20 protein-coding genes are annotated in these 24,042 nt (G+C 40.9%); 18 read left to right on the forward strand and 2 right to left on the reverse strand.

Going from position 1 to position 24,042, the window contains the following annotated elements; translation table 11 throughout:
* The first annotated feature begins 3 nt into the window (after window positions 1–3).
* From ACTFWY_RS08175 to ACTFWY_RS08190, 4 genes are all read left to right on the forward strand, one after another.
* The gene (locus ACTFWY_RS08175) at window positions 4–831 is read left to right on the forward strand and encodes a TIGR03943 family putative permease subunit (RefSeq protein ID WP_349703913.1); all 828 of its coding nucleotides are present in this window, start codon (window positions 4–6) and stop codon (window positions 829–831) included.
* Window positions 832–996: 165 nt separating this feature from the next.
* Window positions 997–1,263, forward strand: coding sequence for an IreB family regulatory phosphoprotein (locus tag ACTFWY_RS08180; RefSeq protein ID WP_003127496.1), 267 nt, complete (start codon window positions 997–999; stop codon window positions 1,261–1,263).
* Complete coding sequence (gene ruvX, locus ACTFWY_RS08185; RefSeq protein ID WP_005471772.1) at window positions 1,263–1,694, forward strand: Holliday junction resolvase RuvX; 432 nt, start codon at window positions 1,263–1,265, stop codon at window positions 1,692–1,694. Before ACTFWY_RS08180 ends, ruvX begins: the two co-directional genes overlap by 1 nt.
* Before the next feature lie 22 nt (window positions 1,695–1,716).
* Window positions 1,717–2,043, forward strand: coding sequence for a DUF1292 domain-containing protein (locus tag ACTFWY_RS08190; protein WP_003127498.1), 327 nt, complete (start codon window positions 1,717–1,719; stop codon window positions 2,041–2,043).
* A 129-nt stretch (window positions 2,044–2,172) separates the two neighbouring features.
* Here the strand turns inward: ACTFWY_RS08190 and ACTFWY_RS08195 are convergent, their stop codons facing one another.
* Complete coding sequence (locus ACTFWY_RS08195) at window positions 2,173–3,669, reverse strand: helix-turn-helix domain-containing protein (RefSeq protein ID WP_349703914.1); 1,497 nt, start codon at window positions 3,667–3,669, stop codon at window positions 2,173–2,175.
* 352 nt (window positions 3,670–4,021) lie between these two features.
* Between ACTFWY_RS08195 and ACTFWY_RS08200 the strand changes: the two genes are divergently transcribed.
* From ACTFWY_RS08200 to trhA, 4 genes are all read left to right on the forward strand, one after another.
* Entirely contained in the window at window positions 4,022–7,483 is a 3,462-nt protein-coding gene (locus ACTFWY_RS08200; RefSeq protein ID WP_349703915.1) for a SpaA isopeptide-forming pilin-related protein, read from the forward strand.
* Between the two features lie 119 nt (window positions 7,484–7,602).
* Window positions 7,603–9,465, forward strand: coding sequence for a SpaA isopeptide-forming pilin-related protein (locus ACTFWY_RS08205; RefSeq protein ID WP_195957485.1), 1,863 nt, complete (start codon window positions 7,603–7,605; stop codon window positions 9,463–9,465).
* Between the two features lie 39 nt (window positions 9,466–9,504).
* Complete coding sequence (locus ACTFWY_RS08210) at window positions 9,505–10,365, forward strand: class C sortase (RefSeq protein ID WP_349703916.1); 861 nt, start codon at window positions 9,505–9,507, stop codon at window positions 10,363–10,365.
* A gap of 73 nt (window positions 10,366–10,438) precedes the next feature.
* The gene (trhA, locus tag ACTFWY_RS08215; protein ID WP_021149355.1) at window positions 10,439–11,080 is read left to right on the forward strand and encodes a PAQR family membrane homeostasis protein TrhA; all 642 of its coding nucleotides are present in this window, start codon (window positions 10,439–10,441) and stop codon (window positions 11,078–11,080) included.
* 191 nt (window positions 11,081–11,271) lie between these two features.
* Here the strand turns inward: trhA and ACTFWY_RS08220 are convergent, their stop codons facing one another.
* The gene (locus ACTFWY_RS08220; protein ID WP_349703917.1) at window positions 11,272–11,793 is read right to left on the reverse strand and encodes an FUSC family protein; all 522 of its coding nucleotides are present in this window, start codon (window positions 11,791–11,793) and stop codon (window positions 11,272–11,274) included.
* 248 nt (window positions 11,794–12,041) lie between these two features.
* Between ACTFWY_RS08220 and ACTFWY_RS08225 the strand changes: the two genes are divergently transcribed.
* The 10 genes from ACTFWY_RS08225 to ACTFWY_RS08270 all read left to right on the forward strand — a co-directional run bounded on the left by ACTFWY_RS08225 (window position 12,042) and on the right by ACTFWY_RS08270 (window position 24,004).
* A complete protein-coding gene (locus tag ACTFWY_RS08225; protein ID WP_171917666.1) occupies window positions 12,042–13,145 on the forward strand; it encodes an alpha-hydroxy-acid oxidizing protein in 1,104 nt (367 codons plus the stop codon).
* Between the two features lie 248 nt (window positions 13,146–13,393).
* Window positions 13,394–14,020, forward strand: a complete 627-nt coding sequence (locus tag ACTFWY_RS08230; RefSeq protein WP_219645188.1) for a glycosyltransferase family 32 protein — start codon at window positions 13,394–13,396, stop codon at window positions 14,018–14,020.
* A gap of 147 nt (window positions 14,021–14,167) precedes the next feature.
* Complete coding sequence (locus tag ACTFWY_RS08235; protein ID WP_005471780.1) at window positions 14,168–14,674, forward strand: GNAT family N-acetyltransferase; 507 nt, start codon at window positions 14,168–14,170, stop codon at window positions 14,672–14,674.
* A gap of 197 nt (window positions 14,675–14,871) precedes the next feature.
* A complete protein-coding gene (locus tag ACTFWY_RS08240) occupies window positions 14,872–15,714 on the forward strand; it encodes a DUF368 domain-containing protein (RefSeq protein WP_003127514.1) in 843 nt (280 codons plus the stop codon).
* A 1,049-nt stretch (window positions 15,715–16,763) separates the two neighbouring features.
* The gene (locus ACTFWY_RS08245; protein ID WP_029487204.1) at window positions 16,764–17,582 is read left to right on the forward strand and encodes an alkaline phosphatase family protein; all 819 of its coding nucleotides are present in this window, start codon (window positions 16,764–16,766) and stop codon (window positions 17,580–17,582) included.
* 485 nt (window positions 17,583–18,067) lie between these two features.
* Window positions 18,068–19,840 (forward strand): oleate hydratase, encoded by a 1,773-nt coding sequence (locus ACTFWY_RS08250; protein ID WP_138371611.1) that lies wholly within the window; start codon window positions 18,068–18,070, stop codon window positions 19,838–19,840.
* Between the two features lie 351 nt (window positions 19,841–20,191).
* Window positions 20,192–21,643: an amidase gene (locus tag ACTFWY_RS08255; protein ID WP_103300629.1), complete on the forward strand. Its 1,452-nt coding sequence runs from the start codon at window positions 20,192–20,194 to the stop codon at window positions 21,641–21,643.
* A gap of 46 nt (window positions 21,644–21,689) precedes the next feature.
* Window positions 21,690–22,532, forward strand: a complete 843-nt coding sequence (locus ACTFWY_RS08260) for a transporter substrate-binding domain-containing protein (RefSeq protein WP_439926891.1) — start codon at window positions 21,690–21,692, stop codon at window positions 22,530–22,532.
* Window positions 22,532–23,203: an amino acid ABC transporter permease gene (locus tag ACTFWY_RS08265; RefSeq protein ID WP_176333195.1), complete on the forward strand. Its 672-nt coding sequence runs from the start codon at window positions 22,532–22,534 to the stop codon at window positions 23,201–23,203. Before ACTFWY_RS08260 ends, ACTFWY_RS08265 begins: the two co-directional genes overlap by 1 nt.
* A 159-nt stretch (window positions 23,204–23,362) precedes the next feature.
* Window positions 23,363–24,004, forward strand: coding sequence for a GyrI-like domain-containing protein (locus ACTFWY_RS08270; protein ID WP_005471783.1), 642 nt, complete (start codon window positions 23,363–23,365; stop codon window positions 24,002–24,004).
* The last annotated feature ends 38 nt before the right edge of the window (window positions 24,005–24,042 follow it).

The raw sequence follows: 24,042 nt of genomic DNA on the forward strand, positions 1-24,042 counted from the left end.
AAAATGATCCGTTTTTTGATTTTATCTGGATACTTTGAGTTGATGATGTACTTGCAGGTATCAGGAAAACTGAATCAGTTCATCAATGTCCACTATCGTTATCTAGCAATACTTTCGATGATTGTCGCTTTATTTTTGGCATTAGTCCAGTTGTATTTTTGGGTCAAACAAACGCCTGATGAACATGAAGATGAACATCACCATGGACTCGAAAAAAAATCTCAGCGCATCATTGCGTATTTCTTATTAGCATTGCCAATCATTGTTGGTTTGTTTTTCCCAACAGTCAGTCTGGATACGACCATTGTTGAAGCAAAAGGGTTTAATTTCCCGCTGAGTGAAGAGTCTGTCGGCGATCCCGAAATGAATACCCAATACCTTAAACCAGATACTAGTCTTTATTACAATAAAGATGATTATGACGAGCAAATGACGACTTCGTTAGCGAAGTATGCCGATAAACAAACGATTGCTGTCACCGAAGAGAATTATTTGGAACTCATGGAATTGATCTATACGTATCCAAGTGAATTTATCGGGAAAAAAATCAGCTATGACGGTTTTGTTTATCATGCAGCGCAAGATGATCGTAATGAAATCTTTCTGTTTCGTTTTGGGATCATTCACTGTGTAGCGGATTCAGGTGTTTTTGGATTACGTGTTGAGTTACCTGAACAAACGGTTACCGAGAATGACCAATGGCTGCACATTGAAGGAACCATCCAGTCGCAATACTATCAACCCTTTAAACGAGATTTGCCAATGGTAGTCGTTGACCAAGAACAAACCATCGAGGCACCGGCTAACCAATATGTTTATCGATCATTCTAGCGAAATGAGAGAAATATCGGTTTTTTTGAAAAAGTTCACAAAAATATCATAAAGCTTTGTTATAATAAAGATAAACTAGTGCAGATGTTTGTAGTTTTACAAAACGTCGAGTACAATAGAAACGTACAATGTGCTAAAAAACAATATAAAGAGAGGTGTCGTGAAATGGGTTTTACAGATGAAACGGTACGGTTTGATTTTGATGATAGCCGCAAGAAAGAAATCAGTGAAACACTGGCTATCGTGTATCGTGCATTAGAAGAAAAAGGTTATAATCCAATCAATCAAATCGTCGGTTATCTCCTTTCTGGCGACCCGGCTTACATTCCTCGTTATCGGGATGCCCGGAACTTGATTCGTCGTCATGAACGCGATGAGATTTTGGAAGTTTTGATTCGTTATTACTTAGGAAATCACGGGATCAACCTATAATGAGAGTCATGGGTTTAGATGTCGGTTCACGAACAGTTGGTGTAGCTGTTAGTGATCCTATGGGATGGACTGCGCAAGGAATCGAGATCATTCGAATCAACGAAGATGAAAATGACTTTGGCTATGATCGTCTTGGAGAATTAGTCAAAGAGTATGAAGTGACTCGTTTTGTGGTGGGACTGCCCAAGAATATGAATAACACCATTGGTCCAAGAGCAGAGGCTTCACTAGCTTACGGCAAGGCCATCGAAGAACGTTTTGATTTGCCTGTTGACTACCAAGACGAACGCTTGACGACTGTTCAAGCAGAACGAATGCTAGTTGAACAAGCCAACACATCTCGTGCCAAACGTAAGAAAGTCATTGACAAATTAGCAGCAGTAATGATTTTGCAGAATTATTTAGATGGTGCTGGAAAACAATTGTTTTAGTTTACAGAAAAGAGGAAAAAATATGTCAGAACATACGCATGATCACAATCATGATCACAACCACGACCATGAAGGTCACGAACACATTACATTGGTCGATGATCAAGGCAATGAAACATTATACGAAATTCTTTTGACAGTAGATGGACAAGAAGAATTTGGACGCAACTACGTGTTGCTTTATCCAGCTGGAGTACCAGAAGAAGAAGATGTCGAATTACAAGCCTATGCCTACGTTGAAAACGAAGATGGTACAGAAGGCGAATTAGAACAAATTGAAACAGAAGCTGAATGGGACATGATCGAAGAAGTCTTTAACACATTCATGGCTGAAGAAGAATCTGAATAAAGAATTGATGGCTGAACCTTTGATAGATAAGGGTTCAGCTTTTTTATCTAAAAAACCGTCAGAAATGAAATAGCTCATTTCTGACGGTTTTTTTTTGAATTTTACCACAGCCAGTTTTACATAAATCAGTTAACTAGAAAACAAAGTTTGTAGTTTTTGATGATGGACTTCTAGAAGGCGTTGATATAAATCAGTTTCGAAATCACTGTAATGGCAATAATCAAGGACCGTATATTTAAAAGGATCTAGGCCCTTCGGAATCAGCAAAGGTGACCCTAAGATGATAAAGTCATATTCTTCAGTGATTGGAAGTGTCAGCTGTTCGATAGCAACAAATGGGATCTTTTTGCCTAGGTTTAAGATCTCAGCGGAAATCAGATGCTCAGAAACATTGACAAAACCAACTTTCAACTTATAGCTTTCGTCGATTTCTGAATAATACGGATAAAGCAAACAAGCTTGGATGAAAGCTAATTCACTTACACAAGATTTCAGCCACGTATAATTTTTCCGTTGGGAAAATTTTTTCCAGAAGCCTTCGATTTTGATTGTCAAGATATGTAAGAGTGGGTACTTTTCTTGGATATACGAAGAAATAAACAATGTGGTCAAAGGGATTTTTTGTTTGAACAAGCTAAAGTTACCAATCGATAGGTAGATGTTCAAATATAGAGCTGGCTCATTTTCAAAATGAAACGTACCGATAAACGTCTGACAATGGTCTTGGAATTCGTCCAAAATCTCCTTGGGGTCATTACTTGGTTGCTGATAAGAATGTTGGATGATCGGCAGACGAATGTCTTGGTTGGAAGTCAGAAACGGCCAATAATAAAACAAATAGAACAAAGAGTTTACCTCCAAGAGGTCTAAACGCAGATTGGCGATCTTGAAGAAATCGTAAAAGAAGTTGAGGTCTGTACCACTTGGAATGAAAGAATCCCTTGATAAGTGATAGATATCAGTAAAGTGGCTGTTTTTGATCCTCAGCAAACAAATCAGACAATGGAGACTGGCTTGTTTTTTTCCTAAGTCAAACTTGTTCTTATGCTGTGCTTCTTCATGTTTATAAATCAATGCTCTCACTTCTTGGCTATAAGGAACTATGTCCAAACTTTCACCTAATGATACAAACCAAAAGAAATTAAAAAAGAGGATACGAATCAACATTTCGGAACCTGACAAGGTCAGATTCGATAAATTCAAGTTGATATTGTATTCCTTCAAATATTCAACCAGCTTTTTTGTTTGACGAAAACAGGTCGAGCGACTGATATAGTGCCGGTTACAAAAAGCAGCGAGATCGTCGTCCTCTTCTATTAGCATACTGAGCAACAATTTATAAGGAACACTTTCAGTTGAAAGGTAATGTTGGTATTGGGTGTATTGAACAAGTTGTTCATTGACGGTTAACTTATTTTTACTATGTAATAGCTCGATGGTAGTAAATTTTTCTAAATCATCTTGGATTGCACTCAAGATTTTTTTGAAGCGTGCAGGGCCGTAATAAAAATCCAAGTTTTCCCGCACCTGATCTATGCTGTATTCCCCGGGTGAGAGTGTCATCAACTTGCCGTAGACACTCAATTTCGTTCTGGCATGATCATCTAACAAAATTTTTTCAATCAATTGATCACCTTCCTTTTTTTTGTAATTATTATTAGCGTATTTAACTTCTCTTGTAAATACGTGTCTCAGATTTCTAACAAGTCTATACAAGGTTTAGAAATATTTCTATTTCACTTGTCTCAAAAATAGCGTTCAGCGAGTATGTTTTTTGAGAGAAAAGAAATAATCCATGATTTTAAATAACGATATCCATTTTGTTTTTGCTTCCTTGTTAGTGTGTTTAATGGATATAAATAACTATAATTGAATATTTAGAAGCTGAAGGGGAAAGAATTAGAAATATTAGTGAATCTTTTCTTTTTTTTTTATTATCTATTTGAATTTTAAAAAAATTTCGAAGGAGGCACTAAAAATGAAAAAGGGAAAGCATCTTGTCCTTCTTAGTTTGTTGGCCATCTTTTTCATCGCTTACTTATATTCTCAACACATAAACAAGGTAGTAGCAAATGATGAAGATGTTGTTGATGTAGTAGAGGTGCTGAAAAATGATTATGGAGAAGTGGCTATCAAGCAAAAAGATGATCATTTGATCCTCTTTTACCGCTTAAATGAGTCAACACAAGAAAGACGATTTTTATTTCAGCTGCATCCCAAGGATGCAGCTGAAAACAATTTGCTTACTTCTTACACTTCTCAGGAATACCAAGAATATACAGATGAGAAGCAACAGAAATGGATAGGCAGTGATTTTTCGCAGGGAGGTGTCGAAAAAGAATGGAATGTCGCATTGTCAAATACTAATAAAGAGTTTCAACTCAATATTCAGATTGAAGAAAAAGCAGGAAAGTTACTTTTATCAGAAGCCGCTTCTTATCCATTCTCTATCGCTAATGAGAAGAAAGAGCCGTCAACTACAAGTGAAGATATAGCGGAAACAACAGCATCCTCTGAAGTATATGATACATCAGAGGATTCCTCGGTCATCTCGGACGAGTATCATCCGTTTGGTCAGCCGCAATTGTTCAACGGACAGGTGAGTTCCGATGGATTAGCTACGATCGAACCAGAGTATGTAACGGATGGGCAAGGTACTTATCCGAAAGCGATGTGGCAACCAAATAATAATCAGTATGTACGAAATCACCAAGGCAATCGTCAGGGAAAACAACAATGGGATGGGGTGACTAATTGGGATGGTGATCCAACCAATCAAAATAATTCTTATATTGAATATGGTGGGGAGAAAGAAGCAGCCGATTATGCGATCCGAAAATTTGCTAAAGAGACAGCAACTCCAGGTTTGTTTGATCTGTATGTAAATGTCCGAGGTAACACGCAAAAGGACATTCTTCCACTTGATATCGTATTCGTTGCAGACTGGTCTGGGAGTATGAATGAAGAAAATCGGATCATTGAGGTGAAAAATGGCATTGACCGATTTATTGATACATTATCAGATAGTGGCGTGACGGAAAAAATCAACTTAGGGTATGTCGGATTCTCAAGTGAAGGATATAGCAACCGTACGATTCCGCTAAAAGCCTTTGATAGTGTAAAAGAAGAAATCAAAGCAGCAACCCCTCTTTCAACAAGTGGCGGAACATTTACTCAAAATGGGTTACGACAGGCAGGAGAATTATTATCAGAACAAAATGGACACAAAAAAGTGATCGTTCTCTTAACCGATGGCGTTCCGACTTGCTCGTATCAAGTATCTAATGTAATGACCGATGAAGATGGTAGTTATTATGGTACAGCCTTTAGCGGACGTATTGATCATCCAGACTATACTTCGAAAATCTCCCCCCCTTATCTTGCTTCAGTAAGCAACCAATCTTCGCAACGGCGTTGGATCAATTCGACATTTATTGCTACGATCGGTGAAGCAATGGCATTGAAGCAACGAGGAATCGAAATCCATGGGTTAGGAATCCAACTACAGGGGGATGAAACCGCAGGACTCACGAAAGAAGAAGTCGAGAGTCGAATGCGGAAAATGGTCTCGAATGGGGAGGATGGGACACTGTATTACGAGTCTGCAAATGATTCCTCAGATATTGCTGATTATTTAGCCAGAAAAGCTGTGCAATTGTCTGGGACCGTCGTTGATGGGAAAATCACTGATCCGATCATTGAGCCATTCGTTTATGAAACAGAAAGTGTTTCTGTTAAAAGTGTCGGAACGAGTCCTTTATCTGTTGAACCGATTCTAGCCATTGAGGATTCTATCATTCGAGTCGAGCAAATCTATTTAGAAAAAGGCCAAGAGATCCAACTGCATTATCAAGTTAGAATCCAAACAGAAAGTAAAACATTCGAACCAGATAGGTGGTATCAGATGAATGGTTCGACCACCTTTCAGCCAACGTCCAACCCAGATGTAGTTGCTAAATTTGGTATTCCATCAGCGAAAGCGCCCAGTGTTTCTCTTGATTTCTTCAAAGAATGGGAAGAATTTGATGAAGATCTGACAACGCGACCAGAAAAAGTGATCTACGAAATCAAGCGAAGGGGGATCACTCAATCATCAAGTTGGGAAAATGGCTATATACAATTAAATAAGCCGGCAAAGGACGAAACAAATCGTTGGGAGCGAACAAAAGTCACCAAAGTTTCAGAATCTAGTGAAGAAATCAGAGAAACCCTTTGGCTACCGAAATACAACAATCTAGGGCAAGATTTCCACTATGAGGCGGTCAATGAAGAAGCGGTTCCCGGCTATCAATCAGAAAAAGTCAATGCAACAACTTGGAAAAATACAAAACAATTTGTCCCTTTAGACTTAAAAGTAACCAAGAAATCTTCTGCAAATGATCATCTCCTAAAAGGCGCGGTATTCCAACTAACGATTGAGGAGCGGGAGATTCAGCTGATCGATCATCAAGATGGTACGTATTCGTTGCCAGAAGGAACACTTCTTGAAAAAGGAAAAAACTATACATTGACAGAAATCAGTCCACCCACTGGACACGAACGCTCAGAAAAGCACATGTGGGATATCGCGATTTCTAATAATGGCGCAGTAACAGTGGGCGGTCAAAAAACAGCAGTTGACGACCAAGTCATCCAGTTGACAATCGAGAACACTTTTTTAGACCTTCCGATCGCTATAAGAAAGTATACAGAAAAAGGCAAAGAAGAAGTAAACTTGGCAGACGCGACCTTTGCATTACAAATAAAAGCGGATAAAGGAAGCTATCAAACACTGAAAGAAGCCACCACAGCGGCATCAGGATTGGCGCAATTTACCATCCAAAAATCTGGCAAATACCGAATAGTGGAAACCGCAGGACCGCTTGGCTATGATACGATTCCAGGAAATTATGAGTTTGAAGTGGATCCTTATGGAACGATTGAATATGACGGGAAAAATGTAGAACATGCAGCAGTTTGGACACTGACACATAGCAATCAAATCAAACCATTTGATTTAACTGTCTTAAAGCAAACAGACACAGGTCAATCGTTGAAAGGCGCGGCATTCCGACTATCTGGTTCAGCCGAACAAATCGAATTACCAAGTGATGAAACAGCAATCGACACCTTTGTTTTTGAAGATCTCAAACCCGGGAATTACACGCTGGAGGAGATCAAAACACCAGAAGGCCATGTCGGGCTAAAGGAACCAGTGCAAATTGTTATCCAAGAGGATGGCGAAGTGACAATAACTGGAGAACCAACAGAAGTGCACTTACAAAGTGGGAACAAAAACAACCAATTGCAATTAGTGGTTACCAATCAGGCGTTGATCTCTCTGCCGGAGACCGGCGGCATGGGAGGGCTTGGCATCATTGCTAGTCTCAGCGGCATTGTTTCATTTGCCATCTATTTGTTTTTGCGAAGAAAAAGGGAAATCAATGAGAAGCACTATTGATTAGAGGATTCCTTTTTTGTTCATTGTTGGTTCTGAAATGGAGTGAAAAAATGGTTTTCTTGATGGCAAATTGATCGTAGGAAAATTCATTGTTTATTAAAAGAATAGGAGTAAAGAAAATGAAGAAGAGAAAGTATATCAAACGATTGGTACTATGTTTTATTTCACTAGTAACATTGGCAGCATTGATTTCTATCCAGCACGTGTATGCTGATGGAACTGAGGTGCAACTGGTGATCCACAAGAAGAAAATGTTGGATTTTCCAAGTCAAGGGATCCAAAACACAGGGAAGGAAATGGCAGAGTTTGATGACTATCAAGGACTAGCTGACGTCACCTTCCATGTCTACGATGCGACCGCAGCATTTACTAAAGCAAGAGAAAACGGCGCAACGATTGAAGAAGCGAAAGCACAGGTGCAATCACAAACTTTTAGCACAGCTCTTTTTTCAGGCAGTACGGATACCCATGGGGATCTTTCTTTATCATTGCCCAAAAAACAAGCAGGAAAAGATGCCGTCTATGTGATCAAAGAAGCGGCAAAACCAGGGGTGACTGCTGCTGCAAATATGGTCGTGGCGTTTCCTGTGTATGAATTGATCAAACAAGCAGACGGTACGTATCAATATGGAGCAGAAGAACTATCGATGATTCATTTGTATCCTAAAAACATTGTTGAAAATGATGGCACACTGCAAGTCACGAAAATTGGTTCCGCTGAGGGTGAAGCACTGAACGGTGCGGAATTCGTCATTGTCAAACAAGAATCAGAGGTAACAAAATATATACAAGGCGTTGCACAAGGTATGTATACATGGACGTCAGACAAATCAAAGGCGAAACACTTTGTCAGCGGCAATCGTTATGAAATAGGAGAAGAGGACTTTGTCGAGAGTGCTGCGGCTAAAGGACAAATGATCGTCGCTGGTTTAGAGGTCGGAGAGTATGTATTGGAGGAAGTCAAAGCGCCTGAAAATGCTGAGATGATTGCCGACCAAACAACTACGCTATTTACCATCATTTCAGGAAGTCAAACGCCTGTAGCAAAGACGGTAAAAAATGATACGACTAAAGTAGAAAAAGACACGCCCCAATTAGAAGGACAAGATGTAGCCATCGGTGAAGCAATCAACTATGAGATCACCGTCAATATACCTGATGGGATTGCCGATAAAGAGGAGGAGAGCAACAAGTATACCTCATTCAAATTGATCGATAGCCACGATCCTGCATTGACATTTATGAATCAGTCCAAGGGAGAAACAAGCTATGCACTCTATGATGGTGAACGTCTCATTGATACTAATAATTATCAGATCACTGAACATGCCAATGGTTTTACAGTAGCAATTGCGCCCACATATATCCCTTCCCTGACTCCAGGTGGAACGTTGCGATTCGTTTATTACATGTATTTGAATCAACTAGCAGATCCGACGAAAGGTTATAAAAACGAAGCAAATGTCGATAATGGTCACACGACAGATCAAACACCACCGACTGTTGAGGTTCTGACAGGGGGAAAAAGATTCATAAAAGTAGATGGGGCAGTGATTGAGCTACGGCCATTGGCAGGTGCATCGTTTGTCGTACGCGACGAAAATTCGGCGACCGCAAACTATTTGATCATTGATCCAGTCACAAAAGCAGTGGCGTGGACGAATTCTCCGGAGAAAGCAACAACTTTCAATACAACGAACGATGGATTAGTAGACATTACAGGATTAGCTTATGGAACCTACTATTTGGAAGAAACCAAAGCACCGAATAGCTATATCAAATTAAATGAACGAATTGCTTTCAAAGTAGATGCACAATCTTATGCGGTGGCGAATGAATTGGTTACTCCAGAAAAAGTACCAAACAAACAGAAAGGAACATTACCAGCAACTGGCGGCGAGGGAGTTACTTTGTATATTGGTTTAGGTGTCGTTTTATTGACGATAGTAGGTGTCTACTGGATAAAAAGATATAAGGCTTAGTGTCAAACGAAGAACGAATGGATAGCTGAGGAGAATGAAATGAAGCAAAAAAAAAGGCATCCTTTAGATCTAATCATGCTATTGGTATTTTTTATCGGTATCCTCAGCTTGGTGTATCCCTTTGTTAGCGATACATTGAATGACTATCTCGATCAACAAATCATCAAAAACTATCAGAAAAAAGCAAAATCTGAACATGCGTCAGTGATTGCTGAGTTGAACAAGCAGATGCGTGAAGCAAATGAAAAAATGGCATCAAATGAACCTAAGACAGAAGCAGACCCATTTTCCAAGGAAAAAAAGGAAAATCAGAACTCGCTGAAATCTTATATAGAAGCACACACGATAGGTGTTTTGACGATCCCAAAAATCAATGTCAATTTACCAATCTTTGATCAGACGACAACAAAACTATTGGAGAAAGGGGCCTGTTTGCTCGAGGGAACTTCATATCCAGTCGGAGGAGTATCGACGCATGCGGTACTTTCTAGTCACCGAGGATTACCACAAGCAAAACTCTTTACAGATCTACCTCGGTTACAGATAGAGGATCGCTTTTATATCGAAATCAATGGTCAATATCTTGCGTATCAAATCGATCAAATACAAACCGTCGCGCCGACAAAAACAGAAACACTTCAGATCCAAGATAACCAAGACCTAGTCACACTAGTTACTTGCACCCCTTATATGATCAATAGTCACCGTTTGCTGGTTCGCGGACACAGGGTCGCAGTTGAGCAAGAGGAAATAAGCGCGTCATTGTCAAAAGTGCAGCAAGCAAAACGAACGACCTTTTTACTCGTGACTGGTTTGATCGTTGTCCTTTTGATGCTGTCTTTGGTGATGGTGATAAAACATTTTACAAAAGTTAAAAATACATGTAGTTTCAAAAACTAGATGAAAAAGTTTTGGTAATCAGATAGTTTTTCGAGTATAATGGAGTCGAAGAAATGAAACGGAGTGGATCAAGATGGAGATAGAATTTAGTCGAAAGTATCAAATCATCAATGAAGTATTAAATGCAGTGACCCATGGGATCGCAGCGTTGTTAAGTTTGTTTTGCTTTAATTTGCTGATGGATCGCGCCCATACCACCTTAGATTATGTCGCTTTTGCGATTTATGGAAGTTCGCTTTTTCTGCTTTTCTTTTCCTCTACGTTATTTCATAGCCTGATTTTTACGAAGGCAAAGAAAGTTTTCCAAGTATTCGATCATTGCTCGATCTATCTCTTGATCGCTGGTACGTATACCCCATTTTGCCTCTTAGTCGTACAGGGAATGGCTGGGTTGATCTTGCTTAGTGTCATTTGGACCACCGCAGTAATAGGGATTATTTACAAATCTTTGACGTTGACAAAAACGAACAAAGTATCGAAAGTTTCAACGATCATCTACAATGTGATGGGGTGGGCAATCATTGTTGTCTTACCTAAGCTCTATCAGAATATCGATTTGACCGGATTACTACTGTTAGTTGCTGGAGGAATCGCTTATTCTGTAGGTTCGCTCTTTTATAGTATGAAAAATAGACGATTCACCCATGTAATCTGGCATTTGTTTGTCATGTTAGGTGCAGCATTGATGTTTTTTGCGATTTACGTAAGTAATTAAGACGTTGTGCATGATGAAATAAGAATGAACAAATTGTTGGGACATAGGTTCGTTACACTCTCAAAAAAACAGAAGCACTCGAAAATGGTTTATTTTTCGAGTGCTTCTTGTTTGAAAAGGGAATCCGAGGAAATCCTTTATGACTAAAGCAAAAACGTGCCGAGCAATTTAGCTCAGCACGTTTTTTTACCTTATTCTTCTACTATTTTAGCTGATGCAGGCAAGCAGCGGTTGACGGCAATCGCAACGGCCATCCCAATGAAACTATCGATCACCCGGTTAAAGGCATAAAGATAGGATTCAGTTTGGGGAACCATAAATAAAATCGTCAATAGGGTAGCACAGGCACCGACCGTTCCTTCGTGATAGTCGAATTTCACTAATAATGCGATCATCAGCATGATAACGAAAGGAATCGATAGCAGCTGAACAAGGTGTGTGTAGCCAAAAAATTTAAAAATTCCGATACAGATGATCGATGCTAATGCGCCAAAGGTATTTCCAGCAATCCGATGCCGGCCGTATTTGACAGTAGTCCCATGATCTTCTCTTAAGGTAAAGACAGCGGTGATCGTTGAAACAACGTATGTCTCACGCTGTAGAAGAAAACTTAGAAGAATACAAGTGAAGACGCTGATCCCCGTTTTTAGATTTCGCAAACCAAATTTTAATCCGAATAGATTCAATAATGCCATCCTTTCATAAGAAATCATCTTAACCCTTTCAAACGAATCATATCATACCATAAGCTGTATTTGCTAGTGAAAAAAAGTCCGAAAGGTTGCTGCAAAGGCTTCTCTTTGTGAAAAACCTTCGTGGCTCTCCTGGAGAATACGTCAATCAGCTTGAGAGTGATCAAAAAAGAGTGACTACCAGCGTTGGAGCGAATCAGTTGCTTGGTTGACCAAACAAGCGTAACATAATATTGTAAACGTTATCTTATTGGAGAGCAGGGATAGGGATGGAAAAAATTTATCAAGCAAGTACGGCAGAAGGCGCAGTCGATTTTATCAACATGCGTGATTTAGAAGAGGCAGCAAAAGAAGTGATTCCCAAAGGAGGCTATGGCTACATCTCTAGCGGTGCGGGAGATACCTTCACTTATCGAGAAAATGAACGCGCATTCAATCATAAGCTGATTATTCCTCATGTCCTCAAAGACATTGAATTACCAGACACCAGGACTACTTTTTCCGGTGATACATTAAATGCACCGATCATCATGGCTCCGGTGGCCGCTCATGGCTTGGCCAATGTCAATGCGGAGAAAGCCTCGGCAAAAGGAGTTGCGCGCTTCGGTACAATTTACACAGCTAGTTCTTATGCTTCCTGTACGCTAGAAGAAATTCGGGCAGCCGGCGGAGAACAAGCACCTCAGTGGTTTCAATTCTATATGAGCAAAGATGATGGCATCAATCGGGATATTTTGTCGATGGCGAAACGCAATGGTGCCAAAGCGATTGTTTTAACGGCGGATGCCACAGTTGGTGGCAACCGAGAAACGGATCGCCGTAACGGCTTTACCTTTCCATTGGCTATGCCAATTGTGCAAGCTTATCAGTCTGGAATCGGACAAACAATGGATGCGGTATATGGCTCCTCCAAACAAAAACTGAGTCCTCAAGATGTGGCGTTCATTGCGAAGGAATCTGACTTACCTGTTTATGTCAAAGGGGTTCAATCAGAAGAAGATGTAGCACGTGCGTTAGATGCTGGAGCACAAGGGATTTGGGTCTCAAATCATGGTGGCCGTCAGTTAGATGGTGGACCAGCTGCTTTTGATTCTTTACAGATCGTAGCAGATGCCGTCGCTGGCAGAGTTCCGATCGTCTTTGACAGCGGTGTTCGCCGTGGGCAGCACGTCTTTAAAGCAATCGCCTCTGGTGCTGATCTAGTGGCGATTGGACGTCCAGTGATTTACGGATTAGCGTTAGGCGGTTCAACAGGCGTTCAGCAAGTGTTCGATTTCTTCAAAAAAGAATTAGAGATGGTAATGCAATTAGCAGGGACTCAAACGATTGCAGATATTCGCCAAGCGAAACTACGGGACAATCATTATATGTAATAAAAAATAGTAATAAAAAGAGCCTTCCTCTGCCGCACGCAGCCAGAAATTCAAAGAACTGAAACCTTTGAAAGCCACGGCAGCGGGGCTTTTTTTAGGGCTTTTTTGTATCTGGGTTGATTATAGGAAATCACCGGTATCAAGAACGAACTGCTACGATTTATTTGATAGGAACAGTGTATATGATTTTGAAAAGGAGAGAAAACCCTGTACACTTAAATTAACGAAATCAAAAAGGAGAGGGTAAAATGATTCCAAAAATCATTCATTATTGCTGGTTTGGGGGCAATGAATTAGGGGAAAGCGAACAGAAATATATCGAAACCTGGCGCAAATTTTGCCCAGACTATGAAATCAAACGCTGGGATGAATCAACGATCGATCTTTCAAAATTTGGTTCTTACTTACAAGAAGCCTATGAACAAGAAGAATGGGCCTTTGTTTCTGACGTTGTTCGTTTGTATGCATTAGTGACAGAAGGCGGTATTTATATGGATACCGATGTCGAAGTGGTGAAACCATTAGATGATCTATTAAACTATGAGGCATTTATGGGATTTGAGATCGAAACCAAAATTTCCACCGGTATCATCGGTGCAGTGCCCCATCATCCTTTCATGGAAGAATGGTATCATGACTATGATGATCGTGAATTTGTGCGAGCAGAAAAAACGGAAGATGTGGTAACCAACGTCATTCGAGTCACTGAATTGTTGCAGGAATATGGTCTGCAACTAAACAATCAGCGTCAAACGGTTAAAGGGGTAGAAATTTTCCCGCAAATGACTTTCTCGCCAAAAAGTTATATTACCGGCGAAGTTGAGGAAGATCCAACTACTATGGTGATCCACCAATTTTCCGGATCTTGGCTATAAATAGTTTTTTACTGATCCGATAGTTCGTCAAGCAGAATCCCAGCAACAGTTGAATGGGCGCCTGCTGACGAACTATTTTTTATTGTCTTTGGCAATGAATTATGCCACAATAGAACGAAATGAAATGGATCGGAGTGAGAGTTTATCATGGGAATTATCCAATGTACACCGGCTGACCTTGTTGAGTTGAAAGCCATCAGTATTGAGACGTATCAGGACACATTTGCGCCATATAATACGGAAGAAAATATGCAAGCTTATTTAGAGGCTGCTTATCATTCAGAAAAGTTGCACAAAGAACTGAAAAATCCTCAGTCTGCTTTTTTCTTTTTGCAAGAAGAAGCAATTGCTGGTTATCTAAAGCTTAATTGGGGAACAGCTCAAACTGAGCCGATTGCACCAGAGGGACTTGAAGTTGAGCGGATCTACATCCGAAGTGACTACAAACGCCGCGGCTATGGTCAGCAATTGTTGTCTTTTGCGGAAGAGTTTGCCAAGGCAAAACAAAAGACGTCTTTGTGGTTAGGCGTATGGGAACACAATGCCAATGCATTGGCTTTTTATAACAAGATGGGCTTTCGACGAGTAGGCAGTCATTCTTTCTTCATGGGGGATGATGAACAGACCGATTATTTAATGGAAAAACAAATATGAAGAGAGTCACTCTTCTTCGATTCGTTGTTGTTGAAAAATCAAAGTCGAAAACCTGTTGATGAGAGATGCCATTAGTGACTTCGAAAGAGGGAGCAAGAGGAGGATGAAAATTCCTTTTCAATTAATAGAGCTTCCAGTATAGTAGTAAATGACTAACTAAAAAATGAAAATTATGGTGACAGATGAAGGAGACAAGAATGGGACAACAAAAAACTGAAAGTGTATTATCACGATTTTTAAAAGGAGTCGTTATTGCTTTAGGATTTATTTTGCCGGGGGTCTCCGGTGGAGTTCTAGCAGCAATTTTAGGGATCTATGAACGAATGCTGCGTTTTATGGCACATTTAACGAAAAACTTCAAAGAAAATCTGCTCTTTTTCTTGCCAGTAGGGATCGGCGGGATCGTTGGGATCGGGCTTTTATCGAAACCGTTAGAATGGCTGCTGCAAAATTATCAGATTGTCGTCTTATGGGGATTTGCCGGAGCCATTATTGGTACATTGCCTGCACTTGCAAAAGAATCGACTCTTAAAAGCAAACGAACTATGGGGGATCTGTTTTGGTTCTTTGGTACAATGATCATCGGTTTCTTATTTCTTTATTTCATGGGTGATATTCTAGGAACGATCCCAGCAAACTTTTTAGGATTTGTTTTGGCCGGCGGATTGATTGCATTAGGTGTGTTGGTGCCTGGATTAAGCCCATCTAACTTATTGCTCGTATTAGGTTTGTATGATCCGATGTTGAAAGGCTTCAAGGGGTTCGACATTTTAGGCGTCTTCTTGCCGATCGCAATTGGTGGTCTACTCGTGATGCTGCTGTTCTCAAAATTGATGGAGTGGCTCTTGGAGCATTATCATTCGAAAGTCTATCACTTTATTTTGGGAATTGTGATTGCATCAACAGTATTAATCGTCTTGCCACCAGTGGCTGATTATAGCGGATTTACTTGGCTGACTGCGGTCAGCGGTGTGATACTGTTTGTTTTAGGGTACTGGTTAGGAGCTTGGATGAGTAAATTAGAAGAAAAATATAAATAACCACTGCGTGGACAAAAAAACAATCGGTCAGATGATCGATTGTTTTTTTATGGAATAGAAACCGAGGCAACCTTTGTCTGAATAGCGACGTTCACACGTACTATCCTCACTCCCCCTTGGAAGATAATCATGAAACGTCGCTGGAAAAAGGGGACAGGATCGAACGGGACAACTTACATCTGATCGCTAAGCGCCCAAATTTAAAAAAGGATATATATAAAAAAGAGGTATCGGACGATCCTGCCCAATACCTTTGTCATAGTGAAATAAGCAGACCAAAGCGTGTTGATTTACCTAAAAAGAGGTAGAAATCACCCAGAAAATTGGGTACAATAAACACGTTGATGTACTGCATTGACTATGGCAAACTTGATGGTCAGTTGCTGCTGACAAATCAAGGCCCTATTCCTTAGTTGCCGCTAAGGGATGGGGTGCCTTTTTTGGTTTCTATTCGCTTTTATTTTATAGAAAGCGAGGGTATAAATCAAGGGAACGTTTCCATATTTAATGAAAAAATGCAAGTGTTTTATTAGAAAAACGTGAAAAGATAACAGAATTCTGTGAGATTTGTCAATAAAAGTCAATATTTATTTATTGATATGAGAAAGACTGAAAAAATAAATTTTTCCTGTGAGAGCCAAGCCATCAAAGTGATGATTTGGCTCTTTTTTGTCGCTTTTTTAAGGGGGGACACTTACGAGCCCTTTATTGTGTTAGGCAAAAGTTTACCAACTTAACATGAACTTTTCATAACGCTTACTGGATGTTAACGATTGCTTGATAGGATGGAGTAAATGAGTAATGAGGTGAAAAGATGAATCATGATAGGCTAAAGGTACTTATTGAAAAGAGACTGCCCCATATCCCTGCAAGGGATTGTAAACGAAACACCTCCAAAAGCAAACGGATTTTGGATCCTCAAAAAAGTATCCGGTTCCAACGTGGACTTGCTAAGAAAAAGATGCTAAATGGGCTAGCTATAATAGTAATTAGGAAATGGCTTTTGAGAATCAGCAAAGACCGACAGATGGGGGTGACAAGCTATGTCCATTAAATCGCAAATAACCGAAAAGCTGCTTTTACTGGTTTTGGATGGCTGCCGATACGATACCGCGGTTGAACAGATGGGGATCTTGAATCATCATGTGGATTATAAACAAGCACAACTGATCAAAGTCCATGCTGAAATGCCTAGCAGTTCTCGGCCATTGTATGAAGTGTTGGCTACTGGTGTACCAAGCTACCGGAATGGGATTCTGACCAATGCTGATGGTCAACATTCCAAAGAACTCTCGATTTTTGATCTTGTCAAAGCTGCCGGCGGAAGTACTGCAGCTGCAGCACATTATTGGCAAAGTGAATTATTCAATCAAGCACCTTATGAAATCAAACGAGATCGTATTCAACACGACCACAAAAAAAGTATCCAACATGGAATCTTTTATAGTGAAAACCAGTATCCCGATTCACATGTGTTTGCAGATGGACATTATTTACTGCACACGTATCAGCCGAATTTGTTACTGATACATTCCATGAATATCGATGCCGCGGGACATCGTTATACGGCTGTTTCAAAAGAATACCGAAAAGCCGTCAACCAAGCAGACCAATTGATTGGCCTGTATTTGCACGATTGGTTGGCTGCAGGTTATCAAGTGATTGTTACTGCGGACCACGGGATGGATGAATATGGGTTGCATGGCGGAAGCATGGCTGCTCATCGCGAAGTCCCCCTCTATATTTTTTCAGATATTTTTCCGCCAGACTGTGGGATCGAAAAAATGAATCAATTAGAGTTGGCACCACTGATTTGCAGTTTATTAAAAATCGATACTTCTGAACGCATGCAGATTGGGCGCAGCTGATTTGTAGAAACGAGCAAAGCCGCTAAAGTCAGGTGCTCAAATTAGGGCATCATTGCTAGAAGTCTATTTGGTTTGGCTTAACGGGCATAAATAGATGGCTTATATCAGATGAATAAGCAAAAAAGTAATCGATTGTTGTTCCGCTACAGAGAACTGTGCCATGAGTGAAAATAAACGGACATTGTAAATGAGAGAAAGTGGCTGCCGCGTCTTGGAAACTGTGAGAGTGCCTAGGTACTATAGCAGCAGTTGCGATCGTTAGAATTTATCGGGTTTTGTTTAGATCCGGTCGTTCCGTCTGTTTGTTGACTGTTTATGGGACCGTCTTTTTTAATTAGAACAAGGCAACGAAGTGCTGCTATTCTTTGCACTTTTGGACAAACGACTTTATTTGTCTAAATCTGTGAAAAATAGCGGTTGTTATTTTTGTCACAAATAGAAGATACTGCTACCATGGATTCGTACCAATATTAGGAGGGGATCATATGAGATATACAAACGGAAATTATGAAGCTTTTGCAAGAAGCAGAAAACCGAAAGATGTCGAAAAGAAACAGGCCTATATTGTTGGTGGCGGATTAGCTGGATTAGCAGCAGCAGTCTTTTTGATTCGTGACGGACACATGGAGGGAAAGAAAATCCATGTGCTGGAGGAGCTGTCTCTTTCAGGCGGCTCACTCGACGGCAAATTTATTCCTCATGATGGCTTTGTCACTCGAGGCGGCCGTGAAATGGAAAATCATTTTGAATGTTTATGGGATTTATTCCGTTCGATTCCATCATTGGAGGTAGAAGATGCCTCCGTCTTAGATGAATTTTATTGGTTGGATCATGACGATCCAAACTCATCCAATTGTCGGATCATTCATGATCGTGGCCAACGAGCAGCAGATGACGGAGAATTCACTTTATCAGCAGCAGCCCAAAAAGAGTTGGTCCAACTATTTATGACTTCAGAAGATCAGCTTGTTGGCAAACGGATCGAGGATGTTTTTGGAGACGAGTTCTTTGAATCAAACTTTTGGCTTTATTGGTGTACGATGTTTGCTTTTGAAAAATGGCATTCTGCCATCGAAATGCGTAGATATGTTTTAAGATTCATTCACCATATCGATGGATTGCCTGATTTCACGGCTTTGAAATTTACTCGTTACAATCAATATGAATCGTTAGTTAAACCATTATTAGCTTACCTTGATGCACAAGGTGTCGATTTCCAATATGAAACCAAAGTCATGAATATTGACGTGAAGATCACTGAAGGAGAGAAAATCGCCCAAAGTATCACACTGATGAGAAATGGCAAAGCCCAAGAAATCACTTTGACAGCAGATGATCTGGTGTTTGTAACAAACGGCTCAATCACGGAGAGTTCGACTGAAGGGGATCACCATACGCCTGCCCCTATTACTCATGAATTAGGCGGCAGTTGGAATCTTTGGAAGAACTTGGCTGCTCAATCTCCTGAATTTGGTCGCCCAGAAGTCTTTTATGACAATCTGCCAGCAGAAAGCTGGTTTGTATCAGCGACAGTCACATGGCAAAACTTTGATATTGAACCTTATATTTCTCGTTTGACAAAACGGAAATTACGGACAGGAAGAGTAGTGACCGGTGGGATCGTCACCATCAAAGATTCAAATTGGCTGATGAGTTTTGCGACCCATCGTCAACCTCATTTCAAAGAGCAAGGCGATCAACAAACGGTGACTTGGGTTTATGGTCTATTGTCTAATACACCAGGAAATTATATCAAAAAACCGATTGAACACTGTTCCGGACAAGAAATCGTTCAAGAACTATTGTATCACTTAGGTGTTCCAGAAGATGAAATTCTACGGATCTCTAATGAATCATGTTCAGCGATCCCTGTGTATATGCCTTTCATCACTTCTTACTTCATGTTGCGGGAACCTGGAGATCGTCCGCTTGTGATACCGAATGGTTCACGAAACTTAGCCTTCATCGGCAACTTTGCCGAAACGCAACGTGATACCGTCTTTACGACTGAATATTCTGTACGAACGGCGATGGAAGCTGTCTACCAATTGTTAGCTATTGAACGAGGCGTTCCAGAAGTCTTTGCTTCCGCCTATGATCTGCGTACATTGGCCAATGCGATTTACTATTTATCGGACAAGAAAAAATTGACTGAGATGGAGCTGCCATTTATCGAACGCAAATTAGTAGAAGGATTTGTTAAGAAGACGAAAGATACCTATATCGGCGAAATCCTTGAAAAAAATCATTTAGTTTAACACACTTGAATGCTGTGACATCCGTTACTTAAAGACAGGATACCCGAAAGAACCAGAGAGGCCATTAAACGGCCTCTCTTTTCTTCGGGGTTACGTATGTCTGACGGATGGCACAGTTTTTTTGGGAACGATTTCCATGCTGTAGAACCCCCCTGTGTGATGTACACAAGAGTAGCGAAAAATAAGGGAACCGCTATCAAACAAATTGCTTCTTTTTGATAATACAGAGTGTTATTCTGTTATATTTGTATTGAACTTTTTCACTCTGTTTGGTATATTGGTTGTTAATTAAAAGCTTTTTTTGTTTTTAGTACAGAAGCTATAATTGTTACGATGAAAGGCGGGAGATTTATGGAAGATGCGACCTATTGGGCAGAGCAATTAACGCAGAAGAAAATCAGTTTTTCGGAATTGACAGCTAGGATCGAAGAAAAAATTCAGCAAGTTGAGCCAACGTTAAATGCGCTTGTTTCTTTTGATCGGCAAGCAGCAATTAAGCAGTATGAACAAAATCCGCAAACAAAAGCGGCTTTATTCGGCGGGCTGCCAATACCACTTAAAATATTGGGTCAAAGTAAAGCGGGGTGGCCGGCCACATCGGCGGCTGCATTGTTTGCAAATGCAAAAGCAGAGCAGACGAGTGCATTTGTCAACGGGCTGGAACAGCTAGGATTGATTCCTTTGGGACAAACCAATGCCCCGGAATTTGGTTTCAAAAATGTTACCGATCCAGTATTGTACGGTCCAACACGCAATCCGTGGCAGTCCGCCTATTCGGCAGGGGGATCCAGCGGTGGAGCGGCGGCCGTCGTAGCGGCTGGACTATTTCCATTAGCTGCTGCTAGTGATGGAGGCGGTTCCATTCGTATCCCAGCTTCTTTCAACGGACTAATTGGGTTAAAACCGACGCGAGGAACTATGCCAGTGGGACCGCAAGAATGGCGTAGTTGGCAAGGTGCTTCGATCAATTTTGCATTGACGCTTTCTATGAGAGATACGGAACGTTTGTTTTATGGATTACGAACGTCTCAACCGGCGGCTCCCTATCAGGCACCTAGAATCGAATGGAAACATCATGGACCCAGTCAGAATCGAACACTGAGAGTTGCGTACACAACCGAGTCTCCAGCCGGGAGTCCAGTTTCACAAACTGCTGTCTTAGCTGTCAAGAAAGCTGTCGCATTTTTGGAAGATCAAGGACATCAGGTTACAGAAATCCGTTATCCTGTTGACGGTCAAACGATGATGGCAAGCTATTATCGTATGAATGGTGGAGAGACAGCAGCAATGTTTGCCGAGATCGAGGCAATGCTGCAACGACCAGTGGAACAGAAAGATATGGAGCTGATGACTTGGGGGCTGTACCAATATGGCAAAAAATTAGCGGCTGCCGATTATATCCAGGCATTGCAATATTGGGATCAGCTGGCAGTAACGATGGAAGCTTTGTTTGCAGATTATGAGTTGTTTTTGACCCCTGCAACAGCACAAACGGCGCCATTGATTGAAGAGGATTTGCAAAGTGATACGATTCGTCGCGAACTGCAAGAGATAGAAAGACGAACAGCTGCTGCTGCCGGAGACTTGATTTATCAGATGTTCGACAAAAGTTTGGCACTGACGCCCTATACGCAATTGGCCAATCTAACGGGCCAACCTGCAATCAGCCTTCCAACAGCTGTTAGTGAGGAAGGTTTGCCATTGGGAATTCAGTTTATGGCATCAAAAGGCCGTGAAGATTTACTTTTTCAAGTGGGTGAATTGTTTGAACGATGGGAGCAATTTCATTTACCCAAAAAATAACTGTCGATGAATGACGGTTCAAGAATGATTTTCTAGGGGGATAAAGATGGAAACAATCAAAATAAACAAGTGGAAAAATATCGTTGTACTAGGTGCCTTTGTGATGTTGTTAGGTGCTTGCGGAAGTAAGGCTAAAGAGGACAATAGTTTAAGTCGTGTTCAAGAGTCAAAAGAATTGACTGTTGCTACGTCAGGTACGTTATTTCCTTCCTCTTATTACAATGATGACAATCAATTAGTTGGCTATGACGTAGACGTTGCAAAAGAAGTAGCCAAGCGGATGGGTGTTTCGATCCAGTTCAAAGAATACAATGTAGACGGACAAGTGGCGTCCTTGACTAGAGGTGAAGCGGACTTTGCCGCAAATGATTTCGGTCTCAGCGGAGACCGTGGAGATAAGTTTCGTCTGTCTGAACCAATCAAGTATTCATTTGATAGTATGATCGTGCGAAAAAGCGATGATTCTGGCATTGCCTCTCTAGATGATTTAGCAGGCAAAAAAGCAGCGGGAGAACCCAATACAAGCTACATGAAGTTAGCCGAAGAATATGGTGCGAAACTTGTGACCTATGATAATGCCACGAATGACCAGTATCTGACAGATGTGGCAAACGGACGGACCGATGTGATCCTTAATGATTATTATCTGCAAAAGATGTCGGTGGCAGCTTTGCCAGATATTCCAGTTAAAATCTTGGAAGATGTCTACTTCAATCCGAACGAAACAGGCTTTCTTTTTGCGAAAGACAACCACGCACTGCATGACGAAGTCGATCGTGTTTTAAAAGAGATGAAAGCAGACGGGACGTTAAAAGAAATTTCCGAAAAATACTTCCAAACAGATGTATCTGTACCATCTGACAAAGAGATCCAAAAGGTTGAAAAGTAATGTATATCCCAACTCTTGATCTTTCACTGATGTGGGAGTCGCTTCCTTTTTTACTGACAGGGTTATCCTATACGTTAGGGATTGCCATTGCTTCTTTTCTCGCAGGAAATGCGTTAGGTTTATTGCTGACTTTTCTGGGGATGCTTCAAAACCCTTGGGTAAGAAGGATCGTTCGAGGCTATATTTCCTTTCTGCGAGGAGTACCCGCATTGGTGCTGTTGTTTTTGCTCTATTTCGGATTGCCGTATCAATTACCCGCATTGACAGCTGCCATTATTTGTTTTAGTTTGACTAGCAGTGCTTTTATTGGAGAAATTTATCGAGGATCGATCGCCGGAGTGGATCGCGGGCAATGGGATGCAGCGTATGCTCTGGGATTGAGTTTTTCTAAAACATTACGGTTGATCATTCTGCCTCAGGCATTTCGCATATCGGTCCCAGCATTAAGCAATGTCGCGATGGACCTGTTGAAAGGAACCTCGTTAGCGGCAATGATCACGATCCCGGACATTTTTCAAAAAGCCAAAATTGTTGGCGGCCGGACGTTTGATTATATGTCGATGTACGTGTTAGTGGCGATCATTTACTGGTTGCTGTGTATCGGGATCGAAGCGCTCCAACATCGCTTAGAAAAACGATTTGCTGACCGCTTTGAAAGTCAAAAAGGCTGATCGTCAAAAAAGCTGATCGTCAAAAAAGCTGATCGTCAAAAAAGCTGATCGTCAAAAAAGCTGATCGTCAAAAAAGTAGCTAAAAAAATTCGCTGGTTGGATTATTTATGAATCAATCTCTTTGTTTGTGGTACACTTTACAAAAAAGGAGTTTGGACAATGAAATATGAATGGCGAAAACAAGAAAAAGCTTACTATTTACCAAAAGAACCACAGCTGATCGAAGTGCCTGCTTATCAATTCATTACGTTGACTGGCGAAGGAAATCCTAACCGTCCTGAATTTTCCGAGCAAATCAGTGCACTTTATATGATGGCCTATGGATTGCGCATGGGATTGAAAAAAGGCTCCTTCGGCAATACGCCTTTTGAGTATACGGTATACCCGCTAGAAGGCGTATGGACTTTACCTGAAAAACCACAAGGACCGATTGCTAAAGAAGAGTTGATCTATAAAATCATGATTCGGCAACCGGAACAAGTAACTGCTGATTTAGCCGCCGAACAGTTGACACAAATCATGAAGAAAAAAGAAAATCGTTTTTTGGAACGAATTCGTTTCGAAGAATACCAAGAAGGCTGGTCCGTGCAAGCTTGTCACATCGGTCCTTTTGACACAGAAACAGAAACGTTTGCGAAAATGCAAGACTATTGCGAAGCCCACGATCTATCAATTGTTCCCACGATGGGCAATTATCAGCATCGTGAGATCTATCTGTCAGATCCGCGAAAGACAGCACCAGAAAAAGCAAAAACAGTCTTACGCTGGCGGGTAGCCAAAACAAACAAAGAATCCGCTTGATCCATTTAACCGTTGGTGTACTTAATGAAAAGAGAGAG

Origin of the sequence: Enterococcus sp. 125944, assembly GCF_051909435.1 — a bacterium.
Lineage (GTDB): Bacteria > Bacillota > Bacilli > Lactobacillales > Enterococcaceae > Enterococcus_D > Enterococcus_D gallinarum.

Coding starts and splice junctions, on each gene's coding strand:
- ACTFWY_RS08205 (WP_195957485.1), top strand. CDS start 7,603: ATGAAGAAGAGAAAGTATATCAAACGATTGGTACTATGTTTTATTTCA.
- ACTFWY_RS08200 (WP_349703915.1), top strand. CDS start 4,022: ATGAAAAAGGGAAAGCATCTTGTCCTTCTTAGTTTGTTGGCCATCTTT.
- ACTFWY_RS08175 (WP_349703913.1), top strand. CDS start 4: ATGATCCGTTTTTTGATTTTATCTGGATACTTTGAGTTGATGATGTAC.
- ACTFWY_RS08250 (WP_138371611.1), top strand. CDS start 18,068: ATGAGATATACAAACGGAAATTATGAAGCTTTTGCAAGAAGCAGAAAA.
- ruvX (WP_005471772.1), top strand. CDS start 1,263: ATGAGAGTCATGGGTTTAGATGTCGGTTCACGAACAGTTGGTGTAGCT.
- ACTFWY_RS08230 (WP_219645188.1), top strand. CDS start 13,394: ATGATTCCAAAAATCATTCATTATTGCTGGTTTGGGGGCAATGAATTA.
- ACTFWY_RS08190 (WP_003127498.1), top strand. CDS start 1,717: ATGTCAGAACATACGCATGATCACAATCATGATCACAACCACGACCAT.
- ACTFWY_RS08255 (WP_103300629.1), top strand. CDS start 20,192: ATGGAAGATGCGACCTATTGGGCAGAGCAATTAACGCAGAAGAAAATC.
- ACTFWY_RS08180 (WP_003127496.1), top strand. CDS start 997: ATGGGTTTTACAGATGAAACGGTACGGTTTGATTTTGATGATAGCCGC.
- ACTFWY_RS08265 (WP_176333195.1), top strand. CDS start 22,532: ATGTATATCCCAACTCTTGATCTTTCACTGATGTGGGAGTCGCTTCCT.
- ACTFWY_RS08225 (WP_171917666.1), top strand. CDS start 12,042: ATGGAAAAAATTTATCAAGCAAGTACGGCAGAAGGCGCAGTCGATTTT.
- ACTFWY_RS08260 (WP_439926891.1), top strand. CDS start 21,690: ATGGAAACAATCAAAATAAACAAGTGGAAAAATATCGTTGTACTAGGT.
- ACTFWY_RS08235 (WP_005471780.1), top strand. CDS start 14,168: ATGGGAATTATCCAATGTACACCGGCTGACCTTGTTGAGTTGAAAGCC.
- ACTFWY_RS08240 (WP_003127514.1), top strand. CDS start 14,872: ATGGGACAACAAAAAACTGAAAGTGTATTATCACGATTTTTAAAAGGA.
- trhA (WP_021149355.1), top strand. CDS start 10,439: ATGGAGATAGAATTTAGTCGAAAGTATCAAATCATCAATGAAGTATTA.
- ACTFWY_RS08270 (WP_005471783.1), top strand. CDS start 23,363: ATGAAATATGAATGGCGAAAACAAGAAAAAGCTTACTATTTACCAAAA.
- ACTFWY_RS08210 (WP_349703916.1), top strand. CDS start 9,505: ATGAAGCAAAAAAAAAGGCATCCTTTAGATCTAATCATGCTATTGGTA.
- ACTFWY_RS08220 (WP_349703917.1), bottom strand. CDS start 11,793: ATGATTTCTTATGAAAGGATGGCATTATTGAATCTATTCGGATTAAAA.